Genomic DNA, 21781 nt, shown 5'->3' on the forward strand with positions numbered 1-21781 from the left:
TGCGGGACCTAGGTCTTCGACGTGCAAACCTGCCCGCGCACCTTCGGCCGGGCCAATTCTGGAGGCATAGATGTTCGATCCCAAGAAGCTCCTCGACGATCTGCTCGGCTCGCAGGTTCCCGGTACCGGATCGACTGTCCGCGACAAGGCCGGGCAGGCGGTGCAGATGGCCAAGGACAATCCGCTTGCCGCCGGTGCGCTGGCCGCGGTGCTGCTCGGAACCGGCCCGGGCCGTCAGGTTACCGGTGCGGCGGTGAAGCTTGGTGGGTTGGCTGCGATCGGCGGCCTCGCCTACAAGGCCTACCAGAACTACAAGAACGGCAACGCGCCAGCCGAGACACAAGCTGCCGGCGAACCGGAATTGCTGCCGCCGCCGGCTGATACCGCCTTCCATCCGTCGCAAGCGCCGCAGGGCGAAGACGAATTCACGCTGACGCTGGTCAGGGCGATGATCTCGGCGGCGAAGGCCGACGGCCACGTCGATGACGAAGAGCGGCAGAAGATCGCCGGCAAGCTCAGCCTCGCCGGCGTCGGCGCCGAAGCGGAGAAATTCCTGATGTCGGAACTGGAGGCACCGCTCGATCTGGATGTGCTGATCGCCGGCGCCAAGACCGATGCGCAAAAGCTGGAACTCTACACCGCCTCGCGTCTTGCCATCGATCCGGACACGCGGGCCGAACGCGGCTATCTCGACCTGCTTGCCGGCCGTCTCGGCCTGCCGGACGCGCTGGTCGATCATGTCGAGGCGACGGTGACGGCGGCGAAGGTGCCGGCAGCGGGCAGCACGGCCAAGCCGGTCGCAGGCTCGCGCTGGTAGCTTGAAGGTTGGGCGGCGGAGACCCGGTGCGCCATTGGCGTTAGCTTCTCGTTAATCCGGTGAGCGCATGATTCAGGCAGTCGGATCGGCTTTCCTCCTCCCAAGCCCGGTTCGGATCAGGGGCGGTCGCCAATGGCCGCCCTTTTTGTGAGCACAGGCTTTGGGCCGGCTTGCCATGGTTCCCGTCATTTGCGATGGCTCATCCCTTTCAGGGAGTACAGCCATGACCGACTATAAAACCGCCATCGTCACCGGCGCCGGCACGGGCATCGGCAAGAGCGTCGCCACGGCGCTGCTCAAGACCGGCTGGAACACGGTCTTCTGCGGCCGCCGCAAGCCGGTGCTGGAGGAGGCGATTGCCGCCGCCGGGCCGACGCAGGCCAAGGCATTGGCCTTCGCCTGCGACATCAGCAAGGCCGATCAGGTCGACGATCTGTTCGAGACGGTGGCTGCGGCTTTCGGGCGCGTCGACCTGCTCTTCAACAATGCCGGCACGAGCTACAAATCGACATTGATCGACGATATCCCGGTCGAGGTGTGGAACGACATCGTCGGGGTCAATCTCACCGGCTCGTTTCTGTGTGCTCGCGCCGCCTTCGGCGCCATGCGCAGGCAGCAGCCGATGGGCGGCCGCATCATCAACAACGGCTCGGTATCGGCCTATGCGCCACGGCCGGGCTCGGTGCCCTATACGGCGACCAAGCACGCCATCATCGGACTGACCAAGACGCTGGCGCTGGACGGCAGGCCCTTCGACATTGCTTGCGGTCAGATCGACATCGGCAACGCACTGACCGACATGGCGCAAGCGATGACGGTCGGCGTGCCGCAAGCCAACGGCACCATTGCCGCCGAAGCGGTGATGGATGTCGAGCGCGTCGCCGACGCCGTCCTCCATATGGCCAGCCTGCCGCTCGACGCCAACGTGCTGTTCATGACCGTGATGGCGACCAAGATGCCGTTTGTCGGGCGAGGCTAAATTAGTCTCACCCGGTCCTAAATCAGGGTCGCGTGACCGGAAGCGGCACGCCGGAAGATAGAGCGAAATCGGACGGATTTCGTAGACCGCGGTCGGATTGACGCGGCGAAGGTCGCGCGCAATGTCGACAGCGGCGTCACGGTTGGCGCAGTCGACGACATAGAGCCCCAGCAATTGTTCCTTGGTCTCGGCGAAGGGTCCGTCGACAACCATTCCGGTGCCTGGCCCGCGCAAGGTACAGGCGTCTTGTGTCGCGCCGAGCCGCGCCGCCGGCCCAAGGGTGCCTTGCCGGTACAGCCGATCGTTGATCTGGAGAAGATCGGTCATCAGCGCCGCATCCTGCTCCGGCGTCAGCGCCGTAATCGCTTCTTCCTCGTGATAGGCAAGAATGGCATAGAACATCTGGCGTCTCCTTGCGTCGGTCGTGCGTCCTCACTTCGCCAGGAACGCCTCGATCCGCTCCAGCGCGCGCAGGATGTTCTCCTCGGAATTGGCGTAGGACAGCCTGACATAGCCTTCGCCGAGAATGCCGAAATCGGGGCCGCCGATTAGCGCCACGCCGGCATCCTCGAGCAGCGCCGAGGCGAGCTTCTTGGCCTTCCAGCCGGTTTTTGAAACATTGGGGAAGGCATAGAAAGCACCTTTCGGCGTGATGCAGGAAACGCCGGGCAAGGCATTCAACCCCTCGACCACGACCTTCCTGCGGCGGTCGAAGGCGCGCATCATCCTGTCGACGTCGTCCTGCGGGCCGTCGATGGCGGCTATGCCGGCATACTGGCTCGGCGCGTTGACGCAGGACCAGCAATTGACCGCCAGCTTGCGCACCTTGTCGTAGAGATGCGCGCCCTTGTCGCCGTTCGGCCAGATCGACCAGCCCATGCGCCAGCCGGTCATCGCCCAGGTCTTCGACCAGCCGTTGAGGACGATCAGCCGGTCACGGATCTCGGGGAAGGCGAGCAGCGAACAATGTGTCTCGCCGTCATAGGTCATCACGTCGTAGATCTCGTCGGAGAGGATGGCCACGTCCGGGTGCGCTTCCAGCCCTTTGACCAGCTTCTCGATCTCGGTTCGCGGCGTGACGCCGCCGGTCGGATTGGCGGGCGAGTTGAGGATCAGCAGCCTGGTCCTCGGGGTGATCAGCGCCAAGGTCTCCGCAGCCGAAAAGGCAAAGCCGTTCTCCTCGCGCATCGGCACCGGGATGGGGGCAGCGCCAGTGAACTCGATCATCGAGCGGTAGATCGGAAAGCCGGGATCGGGATAGAGAATTTCAGCACCCGGCTCGCCGAACATCAGGATGGCCGCGAACATGGTCGGCTTGCCGCCGGGCAGGATCATCACCGCTTCGGGCGAGACTTCGACGCCGGTAGTGGCCAGCGTGCGGCGTACCACCGCTTCGCGCGTCGCCAGCAGGCCGTTGGCCGGCGTATAGCCGTGATGGCCGTCGCGTAGCGCCTTGATCGCGGCCTCGACGATATGCTGCGGCGTCTTGAAGTCGGGCTGGCCGATGCCGAGATTGACGATGTCGCGGCCCTGATGGGCAAGTGCAGTGGCACGCGCCAGCACCGCGAACGCATTTTCCTCGCCGAGGCGGTCGAAGGCCGAAATCGTGTGGAGCATTTTTCCCGTCCGTGTGGTTCTTTCAGCGAGCGTGCGTTTTTGTGAGCGTCCGCCCGCAAAAGTCAAACGGATTGGAGTTTTCGGTGTCGGAAAATCTCGAGAATTGGCAACCGCGCCCGCGGCCTGGACGCAAGGTGCTGGAAGGGCGCACTGTCAGGCTGGAGCCGCTCAACGCCGAAAAGCACGGCGACGGCCTGTTCGAGGCCTCGTCGGTGGCCGATGCCGGCGATCGCTTCGCCTGGCTGTTCGACTACCCGCCCCAGACCCGCGCCGATTTCCAGCCGTGGCTGGACAAGGTCGAAGCCAGCGAGGACCCGCTGTTCTTTACCGTCATTGACAAGGCCAGCGGCAAGGTCGCCGGGCGCCAGACGCTGATGCGCATCGACGCCACCTACGGCGTCATCGAGATCGGCAACATCTATTGGGGCCCGCTGATCTCGCGAAAGCCGGCGGCGACGGAAGCGCAGTTCCTGTTCATGAAGTACGTCTTCGACGAGCTTGGCTACCGCCGTTACGAATGGAAATGCAACAATCGCAACGAGCCGTCGAAGCGCGCGGCGGAACGTTTCGGCTTCAAGTTCGAGGGCATTTTCCGTCAACATCTTGTGGTCAAGGGCGAAAACCGCGATACCGCGTGGTATTCGATCATCGACAAGGAGTGGCCTGATCTGCGCAGAGCCTATGAGGCGTGGCTCGATCCGGCCAATTTCGACGGCGATGGCCAGCAGAGGCGGCGGCTCGAGGATATTCGCGCCGAGTTCGGCGCCTAGCAAGGGCTCATAGAATGGCGCATATCCACAACCACGCTTCGCAAGGGCATGACGACAGCCATGGCGCAGGTCATGTGCACGGCTCGACCGACAAGAAGCGCGTGCTGATCGCTGCTTGCCTGACCGCCGGCTTCATGGTTGCGGAGACGCTGGGCGCCATCTTCACCGGCTCACTGGCGCTGCTGGCGGAGGCCGGCCATATGCTTGCCGATTGCGTCGCGCTCGGCCTTGCCTGGTATGCCTTTCATCTTGCGAGCCGGCCGGCGACCGTGCGCCTCACCTACGGCTTCGGCCGGGTCAAGACGCTGGTCGCCTACACCAACGGCATCGCCATCTTCGCAATCGCGCTGTGGATCGTCTACGAGGCTTGGGGCCGCTTGCAAGCGCCGGTTCCGGTGCTCGGCGGGCCGATGCTGGTCGTGGCGATCGCCGGCCTGCTGGTCAATCTCGGCTCGTTCTACGTGCTGCATGGCGGCGACCGCGGCAGCCTGAACATGCGCGGTGCCATGCTGCACGTACTCGGCGACCTGCTCGGCTCGGCGGCGGCGATCGTCGCGGCGCTGGTGATCCTGGCGACGGGCTGGACGCCCATCGATCCGATTCTGTCGATCCTGGTCTCGCTGCTGATCCTGTCCACGGCCTGGTCGCTGATGCGCGAGGCTGCCCACGTCCTGCTCGAGGGCGTGCCTGCGAGCCTCGACCGCGACCTGATCGCGAGGGACATCGAAGGCTCGGTCAAGGGCGTGCGCGAGGTGCATCACATGCATGTCTGGTCGCTCGACGGCTCCAGCAACATGGCGACATTGCATGCCTGCCTCAATGACGGCGTCGATGCGCATATGGCGGTCAGCGCGATCAAGAAGCGGCTTGCGGCGGAACATGGCATAGCCCATGCCACGGTCGAACCGGAATTCGGCCAATGTGCCGATAGCCATGAGCATGATGACGAGCACGAGCATGCGCATGATACGGCACAACACCGTCGCCACTATCACTGACTTCGGGAGTTCTGGGCATTGGCAACGATCGACATGAACTCCCGCTACTCTCGGGCCGCATAATGGACCGCGACACCCGCAATGCGGCGATCGGCGCCGCCTGGATTTTGCTGCTGTTCGGCATCGCTGCTTATTATCTTCCAACCGTGATGCTGGCTGTCGGCAAGGTCTCGACGGTGCTTGCCGGCGTCGTCGCCGCGATCTTCATGGTGGCAATCTTCGTCGTGTTCTGGCTGCGTAGCCGCAGCCAGCGCAAAAAGGGAAAGTGACATGCGCATTCTGATTACCGGCGCGGCAGGCATGGTCGGCCGCAAGCTCATCGCCAGGCTGGCCAAGGACGGGACGCTCGGCGGCCGCAAGATCGCCGCGCTCGACCTTCACGACATCGTGCCGCCGCAGGCGCCGGTCCTCGAAGGCGTCAGCATCAGCGTCCACACCAGCGACCTCGCAGCGCCCGGGGCGACGGCAAATCTGGTCGCGCCGCGCCCTGACGTGATCTTCCATCTCGCCGGCGTGGTGTCGGGTGAGGCGGAGGCCAATTTCGATCTCGGCTACCGCGTCAATCTCGACGGCACAAGGGCGCTGTTCGATGCCATCCGCTTAGCCGCCTATACGCCACGCGTCGTCTTCACCTCGTCGATCGCCGTGTTCGGAGCACCGTTTCCCGACATCATTCCGGACGAGTTCCACCCGACGCCCTTGACCTCATACGGCACGCAGAAGCTGATCGGCGAGGCGCTGCTTGCCGACTATACGCGCCGCGGTTTCTTCGACGGCATCGGCATCAGGCTGCCGACCATCTGCGTCAGGCCGGGAAAGCCGAACAAGGCGGCCTCAGGGTTCTTCTCCGGCATCATCCGCGAACCGCTGAGCGGCCATGAAGCCATCCTGCCGGTGCCGCGCTCGGTCGTCCACACACACGCCAGCCCGCGTTCGGCGGTGAATTTCCTGATCCATGCGGCTCAGATCGACGGTGCCGCCGTCGGCCCGCGCCGCAACCTGACGATGCCGGGCGTCGCCGTCAGTGTCGGCGAGCAGATCGAAGCGCTGGAACGCGTCGCCGGCGCCAAGGCGGTGAAACCGATCCGCGAGGCGCCCGACGAGACGATCTGGGCGATCGTCAAGGGCTGGCCGACACGCTTCGAGGCGCGGCGCTCGAGGGAGCTTGGCTTTGCCGCTGAAACGAGCTTCGACGACATCATCCGCGTCCATATCGAGGATGAGTTGGGTGGCAAGATCCCTAGTTAACGCGCCCTGATCGGACGCAACGAGGTCAGGCGCCAGTCAGGCTGGCCGAAAGCAGCAGCAGGCCGAACAGGAAGACGAAGGCGGCGCCGCCAATCTCGACGAAGGAGTGGATGCGGTTGCCCATGCGGCCGTCGCCGGCGAAATACACCGCCCAGTTCTTGGCGGTCACCGCAAGCGTCGCCAGGGCCGAGACGGTGATTGCGGTGCCGAGCGCCATGGCCAGCACCGACAGGATGCCGCCGAACCACAGCCCATTCAGCAAGGCGAAGCTCAGCACGATCAGTGCGCCGGAACAGGGGCGGATACCGACGGCAGCCACCGCCGACCAGGCCGTGCGCCAATCGAAGCGATCGCCGGAAAGCAGCGCCGGGTCGGGCGCGTGCGAATGCCCGCAGGTCTCGCAGACCTCGCCCGCGGCATGGCTGTGGTGACCGTGTGCGGCATGGGCGTGGTGGTGGTCGTGGGCATGAAGCGCATGGGAATGTGCCGCATGGGCATGCGCGGAATGTGAATGGCCGGCATGTGAATGGCCGGCGTGGGCAGCCGAGAGGCTGTAGCCGGGATTTGCCCCGAACAGGCGAAGGATTGCCGGGCCGGCCTTGCGCCACAGCAGCCAGGCGCCGAACAGAGTGACGAAGACATAGCTCATGATTTCGAGGAACCATGCCGCGTCGGTCATCGAGACAGAAGTGCCGCGCAGCACGAAATAGGCCACCAGCATCACCACGATCGCGGTCAGCGCCTGCAGCAGGGCCGAGACGAAGGACAACATGATACCGCGCCGGAGCGCCACTTCATTGGCCACCATGTAGGACGAGATCACCGCCTTGCCGTGACCGGGGCCGGCGGCGTGGAAAATGCCATAGGCAAAGGACAGGCCGATGAGCAGCCACAACTTGCTGCCGTCCTGGCGCATCGCCTTCATCGCGCCGGCAAGCGCATGATAGAATTCCTGCTGGCGCAGATTGATCCACATCAGGATGTGGGCGAACGGGCCGGTGGCGGTTGGAGCCATGCCGTCATTGGTGCCGATGCCGAGTGAGCTCTGGGCGTGGGCGGAGCCGAGAAAGTGCGTCATCACAAAGGCGACGGCCAGAAGACCGAATGCCAAACGCAGGGACGGTTTGGTCACTGGATCTATCCTTCCGGCTGACAGGTCAGTTCAAGCTTGGTGGCAAAGATCTTGCTCATGTCGGTGCCTGTCGGATCGTTGAAGAACGCGTCGGTCAGGGTCTTCTGGTTCTGGGCGATCGCCTCATCCGGATTCGGGCGGACAACCTTGCTGGTGCAGGTCGGCGGCAATCCATCGACCTGCAGATGGGCATCCTCGGTGAAATCGATGGCGGTGTAGAAGGTCGGGTCGTAGACGCCGATATCTATCTTGCCGCTCAGTTTGATCGGCACCTTCGGTTCGGATTCAAACAGGATGATCAACTGGTCATTGTCGAAATTGGCCATCAAATGCGGCGGCGGGGTCATTGCCACGTCCTTGCCGTCGACGGTGACGAGCTGGAAATAGTTGAATTCGGCAAGCGAGGCATGGACGGTGTCGGCAACATCCTTCAACTCCTTGTCGTCGAGTTTCAGGTCGGAATTCTTGTCGAACTCCATCATCACTGTGCTCGAAAACAAATCGTCGAAGCGCCAGACATGGCGCAATGCCTTCACAGTTTGGTGATCCGGGCTAAGGACCACTTCGAGGCGGGCCTCGGCAAAGACGTGGGGATGCACCTCAGCCGGTCCGACGGCGGCAAACGTCGCGGTCAAGGCCGAAGCCAGCATCATTGCTTGCTGTTTCAGGTGCATTCTCGGTCGCGATTCAATCGGCTTCGGTGAATTGCCGACAGTTACCAGAAAGCGGGCGAAAATGGGACCGCAACGCGGCTGAAAGCTCATGCGTTGTCCAGCGTCTTGAACCACTGCACCAGGAAGTCGACGAAAACGCGAACCTTTGCAGGCAGATAGCGCCGGTGCGGATAGACGGCGAAGATGCCGCCGCCGGGCAGGATGCGGTCATCCAGCGCAGTCACCAGCCTGCCGTTTTCAATGTCGGGCGCGGCGATGAAATCCGGCAGGATGGAAAATCCCAATCCAGCCACGGCAGCGGCCCTTGCCGCCATCGGGCTGTTGACCTCGATCGGGCCGGAAACCGAAACGCTCACCGTATCGCCGCTGTCGCCCTTGAACGGCCAGTTGGTGAGCCAGCGGCCATTGGTGTCGATGATGCAAGGCACGCGGGCAAGGTCTTGCGCCCTGACCGGCATGCCGTGCTTGGCGATCAGTTCGGGAGACGCGCAAAGCCGTACCGAAAATGGCGCCAGACGCCTGGCGATCAGCGAGGAATTTTCCAGCCGCGAAATGCGCACCGCCAGATCGAAACCCTCCTCGACCAGATCGACGAAACGGTCGTCGAGATGGATGTCGAGGACGATATCGGGGTGCTGCTTGGCGAAGTCGATCAGCGACTGGCCGATCGGCGCGTCGGCAAAGGTACGTGGCGCCGACAGCTTGATCCTGCCGCGCACGTCGCCGGAGGATTCACGCACGGCATCGGCCAGGCTGTCGACCTCGCGCACGATCTCCGAGGCGCGCCGGTAATAGGTGTGGCCGGCCTCGGTCAGGGAGAACTGCCTGGTCGTCCGATTGAGCAGCAGCGCGCCGAGCTCGTCCTCCAACTCGCGCACATATTTCGACAATAGCGCCTTCGAGCGGCCGATCTTGCGCGCCGCCGCCGAAAAGCCTTCGGCCTCGACCACGTCGATGAAGGCGCGCATGCGGGTCAGCGTATCCATGTCATGCGCCTCCTTGGTGGGCTGAAAGGATGCGGGCGGCCAGCGCAATCAACTGCCGGTCGCTGTTCTTCGGGCCGAGCAGCGAAAGACCGAACGGCGCCCCGCCGGTCTTGCCGAGCGGCAGCGTGATTTGCGGAAAACCGGACAGGCCGGAAAGGCATAGCAGTCTCAGCGCGCGCTCGCGATAGGTCTGCAAATCGTCGAATGATGCGGCCTTAAGCGGCGCGGCACCCGGAACAGTCGGAAGCACAAGAACGCCGTCATCGCCAAGCAGGCCGGCAAGCTCGAGTCGAAACGAAACGCGACGTTCCGTTTCGCGATGCGCGGTTGCCACGTCGATTGTCGCGCCGTGCTCGAAACGCTCCTTGACCCCGGGTCCCAGCATGCGGTCGCCGCCGGCGATCCAGGCGCCGTGATTTTGCCAGGCTTCATAGCCCTGCAGCTTGCGGAAGCACCAATAGAGATCGTCGGTCGAATGCGACAGCGGGCCGACGCTGCGCGGCGCGCCCAGCACCGACGAGACACTGCGGAGCATGGCGCGATATTCGTCGGCCTCGTGCGGGCCGAGCACAAGGCCGTCCAGCGCAGCGAGGGTGACGGGGCGTGCCAGTTCGTGGGAATGCGGATCATCGCCGAGCAGCACCGTGCCGACCTTTTCGTAGATGACGATGTCGCTTGCGAACCAGCCGAACGTGTCCAGCGAAGGGGCCAGCGGCATGGTGCCGTCGAGCGGGATGCGGCCATGCGTCGTCCTGAGGCCGACCAGGCCGCAGAAGCTTGCCGGCGCACGGATCGAGCCGCCGGTGTCGGAGCCGGTGGCGATATCGGCAAGCCCGCCGGCAACCGCCGCGGCAGAACCCGAGGATGAGCCGCCGGTGACCCGGTCGGGCGCCGCCGGATTGACCGGCGACGGGAAATGCGCGTTCAGCCCCAGCAGGGAAAACGCCAGCTCATCGGTCTGCGTCTTGCCGACGAAGCGCGCGCCCGAATCAAGCAGCGCCTGGACGGCCGGCGCGGTCGCCATGGCCGGCGAAGCCTCCCGGTATCTCTGCGGATTGCCGCAGCCGGTGCGGTAGCCGGCGACGTCGAAGATATCCTTGACGGCAAGCCGCAAGCCGGCAAGCGGGCCGGATTTCGTATCGGCTACAGGGGTTTGATCAAGGTCGAGCAAAGCGTTCAGCGGGCCACGAGTGCCTGTCATGCGTTCGATATCCGGATGTGCTTGCCGCAGCATTGTTCTTCTGGTTGCCGCAGCATTGTTCGATGCCACAAATTTTACAACCTGCCATACGATTTTTATTGATTGTGAAATCTTTCGATCTTATATCGCGCTTGCCCAAAGTCGCACGTGCCTGTGGGTGTCCGCCGATCCTCGAATGGTGAGGGCAATCGGTAAGGTAACTGGAGCCAACCCCTCCAGTCGGTTTAGCGGCCAACCGCCAACCGAGGACACCTTGAAGCAACGACGGTGCGGGCCTTTCTGGTGTTCTGCCGGTCGTCCAAAGACCGGGGTTACTGAAGAGGCACACCTTCATTGCCGGCAGTGCGGACGGGTCTCCCATCCAAGCCAAGGCAGACAAAGCGAACCGAGGCCGGGCAAGGCCAAGGTTCACCGCCGCGAGACGGCGCTTCATGGTTCCGGGGTCTCCACCGGCTGGTTCCATGGATTTCCGTCCCGCCTTTGTCCACCGCGTGTTCGCGAGGCCGAGAGCCCGCGTCCGCAAGCCTTTGTGCGCGCCGAAAGGCGCTGATGGAGAGACCCCGATGGCTACCCAGCGCATCCTTGACTTTCTCGCCACCCGACGTCCGAACGGCCCGTGCCTTGTCGTCGACCTCGATGTCGTGCGCGACAATTTCCGCGCCTTCGAGAAGGCGCTTCCCGATTCCAAGATCTACTATGCGGTGAAAGCAAACCCGGCGCCGGAAATCCTGCGCCTGCTTGCTGCGATGGGCTCGTCCTTCGACACCGCTTCCGTTGCCGAAGTCGAGATGGCGATGGACGCCGGTGCGCCAGCGGACCGCATCTCCTTCGGCAACACCATCAAGAAGGAGCGCGACATCCAGCGTGCCTACCAGCTCGGCATCAAGCTGTTTGCGGTGGACTGCGTCGAGGAGGTCGAGAAGATCGCCCGCGTCGCTCCCGGCGCTCGCGTGTTCTGCCGCGTCCTGACCGACGGCGAGGGCGCCGAATGGCCGCTGTCGCGCAAGTTCGGCTGTGTGCCGGCGATGGCGGTCGACGTGCTGCGCCATGCCAAGGCGCTCGGCCTCGACGCCTATGGCGTGTCGTTCCATGTCGGCTCGCAGCAGACCGACCTGACCGCCTGGGACCGCGCGCTCGCCGACGCCAAGAAGGTGTTCGCGACGCTGGCCGACGAAGGCATCGTGCTGAAGATGGTCAATATGGGCGGCGGCTTCCCGACCCGCTATCTCAGGGATGTGCCGGTGGCGCAGGCCTATGGCCAGGCGATCTTCTCGGCGCTCAGGAAGCATTTCGGCAACGCCATCCCCGAGACGATCATCGAGCCGGGCCGCGGCATGGTCGGCAATGCCGGCGTCATCAAGTCGGAGGTCGTGCTGATCTCGAAGAAGGCCGACAACGACAATGTGCGCTGGGTGTTCCTCGACATCGGCAAGTTCGGCGGTCTCGCCGAGACCATGGACGAGGCGATCCGCTATCCGATCGTCACCGCGCATGACGGCAGCGAGACCGCGCCTTGCGTACTCGCCGGCCCGACCTGCGATTCGGCCGACGTGATGTACGAAAAGACGCCGTATCCGCTGCCCTTGTCGCTGACCATCGGCGACGAGGTGCTGATCGAGGGCACCGGCGCCTACACGACGACCTACGCCTCGGTCGCCTTCAACGGCTTCGAGCCTCTCCGATCCTACGTGATCTGACGGTTCGAAAGAACCGGTCAGATCATCCGAGGTGGGCGCCTGTCGCCCGCCCGGGCTCGCCTGTGGAACAATCCGCTCGTGAAGGATCGCGGAAATGGACGTTTTGGATTTCATTGTTGAAGGCGCCGCGGGAATCTCCCCCCTCGAGGGGGAGATGGCCACGAAGTGGCCAGAGGGGGTCGCCGCGCGTGAAGCGCCGACGTTCTTGGCCTACGATAGGGTGTCGCGTCAGGACGTGCCGACCTCCTCTGTCGCCTGTGGCGACATCTCCCCCTCGAGGGGGGAGATTGCCGGCGCTTTTGTCATCACTGCCGAAACCGCCGCCGACGCCGGCGCGCGCGAGGCTTTGCTCGATCGCGCCATGGGGCCGAAGCGCCGGAAAAAGTCGTCGGAAAAGCTGCGGCGCGGCCGCCGGCCTTCGGAGGGCCTGGCCTTTGTCGCGCGCGATGCGTCGGGCACTGTTGCCGGCACCGTGCGGCTGTGGGACGTGGTGCTGGGCGAGGGCGGCAAGGCAGCGCTGCTGCTCGGCCCGCTTGCGGTCGACCCGGCGTTCAAGAATGCAGGCATCGGCTCGGCGCTTATGCGCCATGCGGTCACTGAGGCCGAGCGGCTTGGCCATGCGGCGATCCTGCTGGTCGGCGACGCGCCCTATTACGAGCGCTTCGGGTTTTCGGCCGCAAAGACCGGCTCGCTGGCCATGCCGGGGCCTTACGAGCGGCACCGTCTGCTGGTGCGGGAACTGGTTGTCGGCGCGCTCGACGGCGCGCAAGGCACGCTGAAGGCGGCCGGGCGCAAACTGAAGGCGCAGAGACTGCCGCTCGCTGCCTGATGGTTCGAAACAAGCCGCCGATCGCGGCGGCTTGTTTCGCCTTAACTGGATCAGCCGATCAACTGGCTGAGCGCCATGGCGACTGTCATGTCGCCTTCGACCTTTATCTTGCCGGACATGAAGGCCATGGTCGGGTTGAGATCGCCTGATATCAGCGAGTCCAAATCGTCGAGTGACAGCTTTATGGTGCAATCGGCCGGCGCATCGGTGGTCGAGACATCGGCGCCGTCGATGACGATGACGCCGTCGCTGCCGGTGTCGAATTTCACGGAGCGATCGAACCCGGCACTCGCCACGCGCGACCTGATGTTGTCGGCAATCTCCTGAACGCTCATGGCGGTTCTCCTCGTCTGGTTGCGTTTGTCGCGCGCCGGCGCTCCGACCTGGCCGAAGCCGCTTGCCTGGTTTTACAGCCACGGCCGCCGGCGCATATAGCTTCGGGTTGACGTTTACGTCAACGCAGTTCCCCGAGCCGAAGATGGGCTTTATCGCCGCAGCATCACGCGGGCATGACACCTCGGCGGCCGGCATTGTTGCCATGCGAAGCCGCCGGGCGTATCAGGCACCACTCCCCTTTGATGTCGGCGAGCCGCCCTGGTGCTTTCCAGAAACGAACCGCAAGTCTATGCCCGCCGGTTGCGCGCGGTGCTGATCCGATCGATCCCGCTGCTCGAGGCGCGCGGCATCGCCGTCGTCATTCTGGCGGCTTTGGTCGGGGTGATGGCGGGTGCGCTGGTCACCGGCATGAGCGGACTGGTGCAGGTCCTGCATGGGCTTATGTTCGGCGTTCAGCCCGGCGGTCGGCTTTCAGCGATGTTTTCGCTGCAAAGGCCGGAGCAGGCGCTGATACCGGCGATCGGCGGCATCCTGCTCGGGCTGACGGTGATCTGGCTGAGAAAGCGGAAGTTCCGCACGCCGGTCGATCCGATCGAAGCCAACGCGCTTTATGGCGGCCGCATGTCGCTCACCGACACCTTCATCATCGCCGGGCAGACGATGATCTCGAGCGGCTTCGGCGCTTCGGTCGGGCTCGAGGCCGGCTATACGCAGGTGGGTTCGGGCCTGGCGTCGCGGCTGGCGCGCTTGTTCAGGCTGCGCCGCAACGATGTCCGCATCCTCGTCGGCTGCGGTGCCGCCGGCGCGATCGCCGCCGCCTTCGACGCGCCGCTGACCGGCGCCTTCTACGGTTTCGAGCTGGTCATCGGCATCTATTCGGTCGCCAATGTCGCGCCGGTGATGGCCGCCGCGATCTCGGCCTCGCTGACCGCCGAGGTGTTTGGCGGCGTGCCGTTTCCGCTGGAGCTCGCCGGCCTGCCGCAGCTCACCGTCAGCCAGTATTTGCCGTTCATGCTGCTCGGGCTTCTGGGCGGTGGTGCTTCCATCGCCATCATGCATCTGGTGAGCCTGATCGAGCGCCTCTTTGCCAGGCTGTCGATCGACGCCTCGCTGCGCCCCGCCATCGGCGGCGTGATGGTCGGGCTGCTGGGGCTGGTCACGCCGCAAGTCCTGTCCAGCGGCCATGGCGCGCTGCACCGCGAATTCGCGATGAATTACGGGCTGGCCGTAGTGGCCAGCGTCTTCGTGCTGAAGCTGGCGGCGTCGGCGATCTCGCTCGGCTCCGGCTTCCGTGGCGGCCTGTTCTTTGCCTCGCTGTTCCTCGGCGCGCTGCTCGGCAAGATGTTTGCCGGCGCGATGGCATTCGTCTCGCCGGCGACCGGCATCGATCCCGCCGTCGCCGCCGTCGTCGGCATGACCTCGCTCGCCGTCGGCGTCGTCGGCGGCCCGTTGACGATGACCTTCCTGGCGCTGGAATCGACCCGCGACCTGACGCTGACCGGCGTGGTGCTGGCCGCCTCGCTCATGGCGGCGATCCTGGTGCGCGAAACGTTCGGCTATTCCTTCTCGACATGGCGCTTTCACCTGCGCGGCGAAACCATCCGCAGCGCCCATGACGTCGGCTGGATGCGCAGCCTGACTGTCGGCTCGATGATGCGAAAGGATGTCCGCACCATCGACGCCTCGACGACGCTTGCGGAATTCCGCAAGCAGGTGCCGCTCGGTGCCTCGCAGCGCGTCATCGCGGTCGACGCCGACCTGCATTATCTCGGCGTGCTGATCGTCGCCGAACTGCACAGCCATTTGTCGGATGACGAGATGCCGGTGCTGTCCTTCGCCAAATTCAGAGATGCGGTGCTGGTGCCGAGCATGAACGTGCAGTCGGCGGCCGAGACCTTCCAGCGCGCCGGCGCCGAGGAATTGGCGGTGGTCGAGGATTTCACCGACCGCAAGGTGGTCGGTTTGCTGACCGAAGGCCATCTGATGCGGCGCTATGCCGAAGAACTCGACAAGGCGCGGCGCGATCTGTCGGGCGAGGGGTAGCCGAGAGGGGATGGCGATCCCGCTGCATTTAGCTGGACACCGCCGGCGAATGATCGCTACCATCGCGGTGGCTTTGAACCAGATTTCATCTGGAGCCAGATTCCGCCTGGAGATGGCGTGCTCGAAGAACCGAACAGAAATCCCGGATCCCATCGCTATGGAAAGCCGAGCTTGTGGTGGCCACCACCGTTGGGTTGATGGCCTGCGGGCCTGATCCAACCTGAAAATCAAATTCTGTGTTCAGAGAGACATCATCATGAATACCCTGCTTTCCGTGGAGGCCCGGGAGACCGCGCTTGCCGTGACTTTCGTGTCGGGCGAAACAGTCTGCTATCCCTGGCTTTGGCTAAAGGACAATGCGCCATCGGCGTTTCACCCGCAGACCGAAGAACGAACTTTCGATCTGACCAGCGTAGACCCCTCGCTCAGACCCATCAGCGTGCGGAACAGGGGCAGCGCTGTGGGCATTGTCTGGCAGAACGACCAGGCTGAGGAGGAATTCCCGAGCCAGTTCTTTGAGTCCTACCGTCCCGGCAGAAAGCGGGACGATCCGGCCGACATCGCTCCGAAACTCTGGGACGCCTCGGTCGATCTTGAAACCATACCGCGTCACGCCGCCGGAGACATCTTGCAAAGCGATGACGATCTGCTCGCTTGGCTGAGGGCAACGGCTGCATACGGGCTCTCCATCGTCGATGGGCTTGACGATGATCCCGACGCGGGGCGGCGTGCGGCCGAGCGGATTGGTTTCCTGCGCCAGACAAATTTTGGCGCGATGTTCGAAGTCGTGTCGATGCCGAACCCGAACAATCTGGCCTATACGCCGGTCGCCTTGCCGCTACACACCGATCTCGCCAACCAGGAGGTGCCGCCCGGCTACCAGTTCCTGCATTGTATCGCAAACGACGCTGAGGGTGGTGGATCGATCTTGGCCGACGGGTTTGCGGTCGTCGCCGCGCTACAGGCGGAAGATCCGGAAGCCTACCGCCTGTTGTGCGAGGTCGAGATCCCCTATCGTTTTCACGATGAAAACTACGATTTGCGGGGCAGGTTTCCCGTGATTGTAACTCGACGCAACGGGGAAGTGACGGAGTTGCGGTTCAACGCCCATCTTGTCGATGTCATCGACCTTCCCTCCGAGCTATGCGCGCCCTTTTATGGGGCTTATCGCAAGCTGATGATGATGATCCGCGGGCCGCGTTTCCAGATAGCCTACCGCCTGAAGGCCGGCGAAATGGCGGTCTTCGACAATCGCCGGGTGTTGCATGGCCGCCAATCGTTCAACCCGAACACCGGGCGGCGACATCTGCGCGGATGCTATGTCGATCGTGGTGAGTTCCAGAGCCGGATTCGCGTCCTCTCGCGATAGCGGCATGCACCGAAAGAGCATCGACTTGCCGAAGATCGCATTCGGCAGGGTTCGTTAGTAGGTCAGTCAAGACATAGCCCTTATTAGCCGGAGGCACTTTGGCGCAATCGGCGGTGCTGTCGTTCGCCAATTTGAACGAATCGCTGCTGGTGCCGAACGTGCAATCGGCGGCAGAGACCTTCCAGTGCCGGCGCCGAGGGGATTCGCGGTGGTCGAGGATTTCACAGATCGCAAGGACGTCGGGCTGTTGACCGAAGGTCATCTGATGCGCCGCTATGCCGAAGAACTCGACAAGGCGCGGCGCGATCTGTCGGGCGAAGGGTAGGGCGGGGGAGAGCCAACGTTTGGATACGAGCCCGACGTTGACCTTCGCACACCGAATCCTGAATGGCTGCTTTGCGCCTCATTTCGGTCGTAGAGATCAGCTTCGCCGCGTCCTGAAAGCAGACATCGCAAGCGAGGACTCCGGAGGCCGCGGTTGTCGCGCAGATCGTGGCCGTTACGCGCCGCCGATTTTCTGGAGTGATAAGCCGCGCCCGACGCGGCGAATTCGTTACCCTACTCGGCGGCCGTCTCCGATGGCGCCTCTGCCGGCTCCGAAGGCTCGGCCTCGGCACGGGGCTTGCGCCGTGAAAACAGCGACCTGAGCGTGACGTAGAACACCGGCGTCAGGAACAGGCCGACGAAGGTGACGCCGAGCATGCCGGAGAACACCGCGGTGCCGAGCGACTGGCGCATTTCTGCGCCCGGGCCAGTTGCGATCACCAGCGGCACGACGCCGAGGATGAACGAGAAAGCGGTCATCAGGATCGGCCGCAGCCTGAGCCGGCAGGCTTCGACGGCAGCCTCGGCGGCCGACAGGCCGCGTTCCTGCGCCTGGCGCGCGAATTCGACGATCAGGATCGCGTTCTTGGCGGCAAGCCCGATCAGCACGATGAGGCCGATCTGCACGAGGATGTTGTTGTCCAGCCCTCGGAAAGACACGCCGAGCAACGCCGCGAGCACGCCGAGCGGCACCACCAGCACAATGGCGAACGGCAGCACCCAGCTTTCATATTGCGCCGCCAGCGCCAGGAACACGAACAGCACCGACAGTCCGAAGATATAGACAGCGGCATTGCCGGTGTTGCGCTCCTGATAGGCGAGCTCGGTCCATTCATAGGAGGTACCGGCCGGCAGCGTCTTTGTCGTGATCCCTTCCATCAATGCCAGCGCGTCGCCCGTGGAAACGCCGGGCGCGGCGTTGCCCTGCAGCGGCACCGAGACGTACATGTTGTAGCGCTGGACCAGCGCCGGGCCGGTGACGTCGCGGATCTCGATCAACGTGCCGAGCGGAACCAGCGCGCCGGTCGCCGAGCGCACCTTCAGTTTCAAGATGTCGGCGCGATCGAGGCGGAACGCCTGGTCGGCCTGCGCCCGCACCTGGTAGACGCGCCCGAAAGCGTTGAAGTCGTTGACGTAGGCGGTGCCCAAATTGATCGACAGCGTCTCGAAGATGTTGGGGATCGGCACGTTCAGGATGCGCGCCTTGTCGCGATCGATCGCCAGGAAGAATTGCGGGCTCGACGCGGAGAACGTGGTGAACACGCCCGTCAGCCCCGGCGTCTTGTTGGCCTTGCCGGCGATTTCGTTGGCAAGCGCCAGGATCTGCCGCATGTCGGCGCTGTTGCGCTCCTGGATCTGCAGCTTGAAGCCGCCGGCATTGCCGACGCCGCGGATCGGCGGCGGCGGCAGTGCGATAATGAAGGCTTCCTTGATGCTTTGCAGGCTGCCGAACAGATTGCCGATGACCTGGGTCGCCGACTGGCCGGCTTTCAGTCGCTCGTCAAAGGGCTTGAACCTGGCGAAGATCACGCCCGCGTTGCTGGCGTTGGTGAAGGTCGCGCCGGAGAAGCCGGCGAAGGCGACTGCGTAGTCGACGCCTGGCGTTTTCTGGATGATCTGCGACGCCTGCTGGATGACCGCATCGGTCCTCGACAGCGAGGCGCCGTCCGGCAACTGGACGACGACGATCGCATAGCCCTGGTCGAGCGACGGAATGAAACCGCGCGGCACCGCCTGCACCATGTAGACCGTGGCGTAGATGAGGGCCGCGAAAACGGCCAGCATGGCGGCGATCGTTATCCACGAGCCGACCAGCACGCGGATGATGCTCGAATACCAGTGGGCGACCCTGTCGAAGCCGCGATTGAAGCCGTCGGCGAGCGCGCGTCCGAACCGCGCCAGGAAAAAGCGCGGCGGCGCCGCCGCGGCGTGGTGCGGCTTGAACAGCAGTGCGGCCAGCGCCGGCGAAAGCGTCAGCGAATTGAATGCCGAGATCGCCGTCGACACCGCGATGGTGATCGCAAACTGCAGGTAGAACTGCCCAGAAATGCCGGGGATGAAGGCTGTCGGTACGAACACGGCTATCAGCACCAGCGAGATCGCGATGACCGCCGTTCCGACTTCGTCCATGGTCAGGTGCGACGCCGGATTGGGCGCCAGCCCTCTGGCGATATTGCGCTCGACGTTCTCGACCACGACGATCGCATCGTCGACGACGATGCCGATCGCCAGAACGAGGCCGAACAGCGTCAGCATGTTGAGCGAGAAGCCGGCGGCGTAAAGCACCGCCAGCGTGCCGATCAGCGACACGGGGATCGCCACGATCGGCACGATCGCCATGCGCCACGATTGCAGGAAGACGATGATGACGATGATGACCAGCAGCATCGCCTCGAGGATTGTCTTGTAGACCTCCTGGATCGACTCGGCGACGAACTCGGTCGGATTGTAGACGATGTCGTAGCTCAACCCCTTCGGGAAGTCGCGGGAAAGCTCCTTCATCTTGTCCTGAATCTCCGCGGCTGCGGCGAGCGCATTGGTGCCCGGCCGCTGGAAGATGGCGAGCGCCACCGCCGGTTTGCCGTTGAGATAGGAGTTGGTGACGTAATCCTTGGCGCCGAGCTCGATGCGCGCCACGTCCTGCAGCGAGATCAGGCGGCCGTCGTCGGTCGATTTGACGATCACGTATCGGAAGTCGCGTGCGTCGTTGAAGCGGCCTTGCGTGGTGACCGTGTACTGGAACGCCATGCCAGTGCTGGTCGGCGGCGCGCCGATCGAGCCACCCGACACCTGGACGTTTTGGTCGCGCAACGCCTGCACCACATCGCCCGAGGTCATCCCCAGGGCGGACAGTTTTTCCGGATCGAGCCAGATGCGCAGCGAATATTCGCGTTCGCCGAAGATGATGAGGTCGCCGACGCCGTCGAGTCTGAGCAGTATGTCGCGCACCCGCGAGCGGGCGTAGTTCGAGACGTAAAGCTGGTCGTAGGTATTGTCGGGCGACAGCATGTGCACGACCATCATCAGGTCGGGCGAGCTCTTGGTGGTGGTGATGCCGACGCGGCGGACTTCTTCGGGCAGGCGCGGCTCGGCGACCGACACGCGGTTCTGCACCAGCACCTGCGCCTGGTCGAGATCGGTGCCCAGCTTGAAGGTGATGGTCAGCGCCATCGCCCCGTCGCCCGACGAATAGGACGACATGTAGAGCATCCCCTCGACGCCGTTGATCTCCTGCTCGATCGGCGTTGCCACCGTCGCTGCAACCGTCTCGGCGTCGGCGCCCGGATACTGCGCGCGAACGACGATGGTCGGCGGCGCGATCTCGGGATATTGCGCGACCGGCAGCTGGGTATAAGCAATCCCGCCGAGGACCAGCAGGACGATCGAAACGACCGATGCGAAGATCGGACGGTCGACGAAGAAATGTGCGAACCTCATTGCTGCAACTCGGCGGTCTCGGCCTTGGGCGGCAATGTCACCATCTCGACCTTCACCTTGGTGCCGGGCCTGGCGTGCATCAGCCCGTTGACGATGATCGTCTCGTCGCCGGTCAGGCCCCCGCGGATCACCCGGTAGCCGTCGAGAAGCGGGCCGGTGCGCACGGGCTTCGCCGACACCATCCCGGCCTCATCCACCAGGAACACGATGCGGCGATCCTGATCGGCGCCGATCGCCTCGTCGGGCACCAGCACGCCGCTATGCGGCAGCGACCCCGGCACGTTGATGCGCCCGAACATGCCTGGCTGGAGAATGCCGTCGGCGTTGGGAAACCTTGCACGCACCCGCATGGTGCCGGTCGCGTTGTCGATCCGGTTCTCGGCAAAATCGAGCTTGCCTTTGAATACCGCCTCCGCGCGGTCGGCGACGCGAACCACCACCTCGAGCCCGCCGGCGCCTTCCTGCATGCTGCCGCCACGCTCCTTCGCGTCGCGGGCGTAGCTGAAATACAGGCGCTCATCGACGTCGAAATAGAAGTCGATCGGATCGCGCGTAACGATGGTCGTCAGCAAGGTGGTATCCGGCTGCACGAGGTTGCCGACCGACACCAGCCGGCGGTCGATGCGGCCGGACAAGGGCGCCTTGATCTCGGTGAATTCCATGTTCAGGCTGGCCGTCGTCAGCGCAGCCGTCGCGCCCTGCATCTGCGCCTGCGCCGAAAGGTATTCCCGCCGGCGGTCGTCGACCGTCGCGGTTGAGATATTGCCGGTCTTGGCGAGTTCGTCGGCGCGATCCAGCTGCATCTTGGAGAATTCGAGCAGACTCTTGGCGACGTCCACTTGCGATTTGGCGGCATCATAAGCCGCCTGGTACGGACGCTGGTCAATGGTGAAGAGCAGGTCGCCCTTGTTGACCAGTGCGCCGTCCTGGAAGCTGACCTTGTCCAGATAGCCGCTGACGCGCGAACGGATGGCGACCTGGTCGACGGATTCGAAGCGCCCGACGAACTCGTCGTCTTCGACGATTTCACGGACCACCGGCTTGGCCGCCGTCACCTCGGGAAGCTGCTGGTCCTGCGCAAACGCAGTGCTGCTGAAAGCCATGCCGAGCAGGAATGCCGCCGACATGGCGGCGCGGGCAAGCCAGCCGGCCGATCGACGGGGTCGCCCGCCCGCGTCGCGATGCAATTGCCCATTCTCTGGGGTGTCCATTTGCGTCCTCGCTCGCTGGACCGGAGGTCGGTTGATCCGCTTCTACGCTCAGGCTTCTCGTCGAGATCAGAGCATTGCAGTGTTGTGCATGGCAACATGATCATTTTCCATG

General features: G+C 64.0%; 18 protein-coding genes and 1 pseudogene. 10 read left to right on the top strand and 9 right to left on the bottom strand.

The window, feature by feature from the left end:
• Window positions 1–70: 70 nt before the first annotated feature.
• A complete protein-coding gene (locus tag NKH23_RS06035; RefSeq protein ID WP_352488764.1) occupies window positions 71–817 on the top strand; it encodes a tellurite resistance TerB family protein in 747 nt (248 codons plus the stop codon).
• A 223-nt stretch (window positions 818–1040) separates the two neighbouring features.
• Window positions 1041–1796, top strand: coding sequence for an SDR family oxidoreductase (locus tag NKH23_RS06040; protein WP_352912618.1), 756 nt, complete (start codon window positions 1041–1043; stop codon window positions 1794–1796).
• Between the two features lie 33 nt (window positions 1797–1829).
• Here NKH23_RS06040 and NKH23_RS06045 read toward each other — a convergent pair.
• Both NKH23_RS06045 and NKH23_RS06050 read right to left on the bottom strand, forming a co-directional pair.
• Window positions 1830–2198: pseudogene (locus NKH23_RS06045) on the bottom strand (YciI family protein); the annotation flags it as partial.
• A gap of 30 nt (window positions 2199–2228) precedes the next feature.
• The gene (locus NKH23_RS06050) at window positions 2229–3413 is read right to left on the bottom strand and encodes a pyridoxal phosphate-dependent aminotransferase (RefSeq protein ID WP_352713487.1); all 1185 of its coding nucleotides are present in this window, start codon (window positions 3411–3413) and stop codon (window positions 2229–2231) included.
• Window positions 3414–3496: 83 nt separating this feature from the next.
• Here NKH23_RS06050 and NKH23_RS06055 point away from each other — a divergent pair, with 83 nt between their 5' ends.
• The 4 genes from NKH23_RS06055 to denD all read left to right on the top strand — a co-directional run bounded on the left by NKH23_RS06055 (window position 3497) and on the right by denD (window position 6429).
• Window positions 3497–4183 (top strand): GNAT family N-acetyltransferase, encoded by a 687-nt coding sequence (locus tag NKH23_RS06055; protein ID WP_352713485.1) that lies wholly within the window; start codon window positions 3497–3499, stop codon window positions 4181–4183.
• Window positions 4184–4197: 14 nt separating this feature from the next.
• A complete protein-coding gene (locus NKH23_RS06060) occupies window positions 4198–5181 on the top strand; it encodes a cation diffusion facilitator family transporter (protein WP_353034354.1) in 984 nt (327 codons plus the stop codon).
• Window positions 5182–5243: 62 nt separating this feature from the next.
• Complete coding sequence (locus NKH23_RS06065) at window positions 5244–5450, top strand: hypothetical protein (RefSeq protein ID WP_031211377.1); 207 nt, start codon at window positions 5244–5246, stop codon at window positions 5448–5450.
• A gap of 1 nt (window position 5451) precedes the next feature.
• Window positions 5452–6429 (top strand): D-erythronate dehydrogenase, encoded by a 978-nt coding sequence (gene denD / locus NKH23_RS06070; RefSeq protein ID WP_352912616.1) that lies wholly within the window; start codon window positions 5452–5454, stop codon window positions 6427–6429.
• Between the two features lie 25 nt (window positions 6430–6454).
• On the opposite strand, the gene NKH23_RS06075 is transcribed toward denD, so the two are convergent.
• The 4 genes from NKH23_RS06075 to NKH23_RS06090 all read right to left on the bottom strand — a co-directional run bounded on the left by NKH23_RS06075 (window position 6455) and on the right by NKH23_RS06090 (window position 10422).
• Entirely contained in the window at window positions 6455–7561 is a 1107-nt protein-coding gene (locus tag NKH23_RS06075) for a nickel/cobalt transporter (RefSeq protein ID WP_502908333.1), read from the bottom strand.
• Between the two features lie 5 nt (window positions 7562–7566).
• The gene (locus NKH23_RS06080; protein WP_352713476.1) at window positions 7567–8235 is read right to left on the bottom strand and encodes a DUF1007 family protein; all 669 of its coding nucleotides are present in this window, start codon (window positions 8233–8235) and stop codon (window positions 7567–7569) included.
• 86 nt (window positions 8236–8321) lie between these two features.
• Window positions 8322–9221, bottom strand: a complete 900-nt coding sequence (locus NKH23_RS06085; RefSeq protein WP_352713474.1) for a LysR family transcriptional regulator — start codon at window positions 9219–9221, stop codon at window positions 8322–8324.
• A 1-nt stretch (window position 9222) separates the two neighbouring features.
• On the bottom strand, window positions 9223–10422 hold the full coding sequence (locus NKH23_RS06090) for an amidase (protein WP_352912614.1): 1200 nt from the start codon (window positions 10420–10422) through the stop codon (window positions 9223–9225).
• Window positions 10423–10985: 563 nt separating this feature from the next.
• Between NKH23_RS06090 and odc2 the strand changes: the two genes are divergently transcribed.
• Window positions 10986–12119 carry an ornithine/lysine decarboxylase gene (gene odc2 / locus NKH23_RS06095; protein ID WP_352576081.1) on the top strand — a complete coding sequence of 378 codons (1134 nt, stop codon included), beginning with the start codon at window positions 10986–10988 and terminating at the stop codon, window positions 12117–12119.
• A 154-nt stretch (window positions 12120–12273) separates the two neighbouring features.
• The gene (locus tag NKH23_RS06100) at window positions 12274–12948 is read left to right on the top strand and encodes a GNAT family N-acetyltransferase (RefSeq protein ID WP_352713467.1); all 675 of its coding nucleotides are present in this window, start codon (window positions 12274–12276) and stop codon (window positions 12946–12948) included.
• A 50-nt stretch (window positions 12949–12998) separates the two neighbouring features.
• Here the strand turns inward: NKH23_RS06100 and NKH23_RS06105 are convergent, their stop codons facing one another.
• Window positions 12999–13283 (bottom strand): SCP2 sterol-binding domain-containing protein, encoded by a 285-nt coding sequence (locus NKH23_RS06105; protein ID WP_352664381.1) that lies wholly within the window; start codon window positions 13281–13283, stop codon window positions 12999–13001.
• 262 nt (window positions 13284–13545) lie between these two features.
• Between NKH23_RS06105 and NKH23_RS06110 the strand changes: the two genes are divergently transcribed.
• Window positions 13546–15327, top strand: coding sequence for a chloride channel protein (locus NKH23_RS06110; RefSeq protein WP_352912613.1), 1782 nt, complete (start codon window positions 13546–13548; stop codon window positions 15325–15327).
• 256 nt (window positions 15328–15583) lie between these two features.
• Window positions 15584–16696 carry a TauD/TfdA family dioxygenase gene (locus tag NKH23_RS06115; RefSeq protein WP_352713461.1) on the top strand — a complete coding sequence of 371 codons (1113 nt, stop codon included), beginning with the start codon at window positions 15584–15586 and terminating at the stop codon, window positions 16694–16696.
• 558 nt (window positions 16697–17254) lie between these two features.
• Here the strand turns inward: NKH23_RS06115 and NKH23_RS06120 are convergent.
• The gene (locus NKH23_RS06120) at window positions 17255–20458 is read right to left on the bottom strand and encodes an efflux RND transporter permease subunit (RefSeq protein WP_353034357.1); all 3204 of its coding nucleotides are present in this window, start codon (window positions 20456–20458) and stop codon (window positions 17255–17257) included.
• Window positions 20455–21585: an efflux RND transporter periplasmic adaptor subunit gene (locus NKH23_RS06125; RefSeq protein ID WP_352714567.1), complete on the bottom strand. Its 1131-nt coding sequence runs from the start codon at window positions 21583–21585 to the stop codon at window positions 20455–20457. Before NKH23_RS06125 ends, NKH23_RS06120 begins: the two co-directional genes overlap by 4 nt.
• Between the last annotated feature and the right edge of the window lie 196 nt (window positions 21586–21781).

This window comes from Mesorhizobium sp. M1328 (genome assembly GCF_040318075.1).
Taxonomy (GTDB): domain Bacteria; phylum Pseudomonadota; class Alphaproteobacteria; order Rhizobiales; family Rhizobiaceae; genus Mesorhizobium.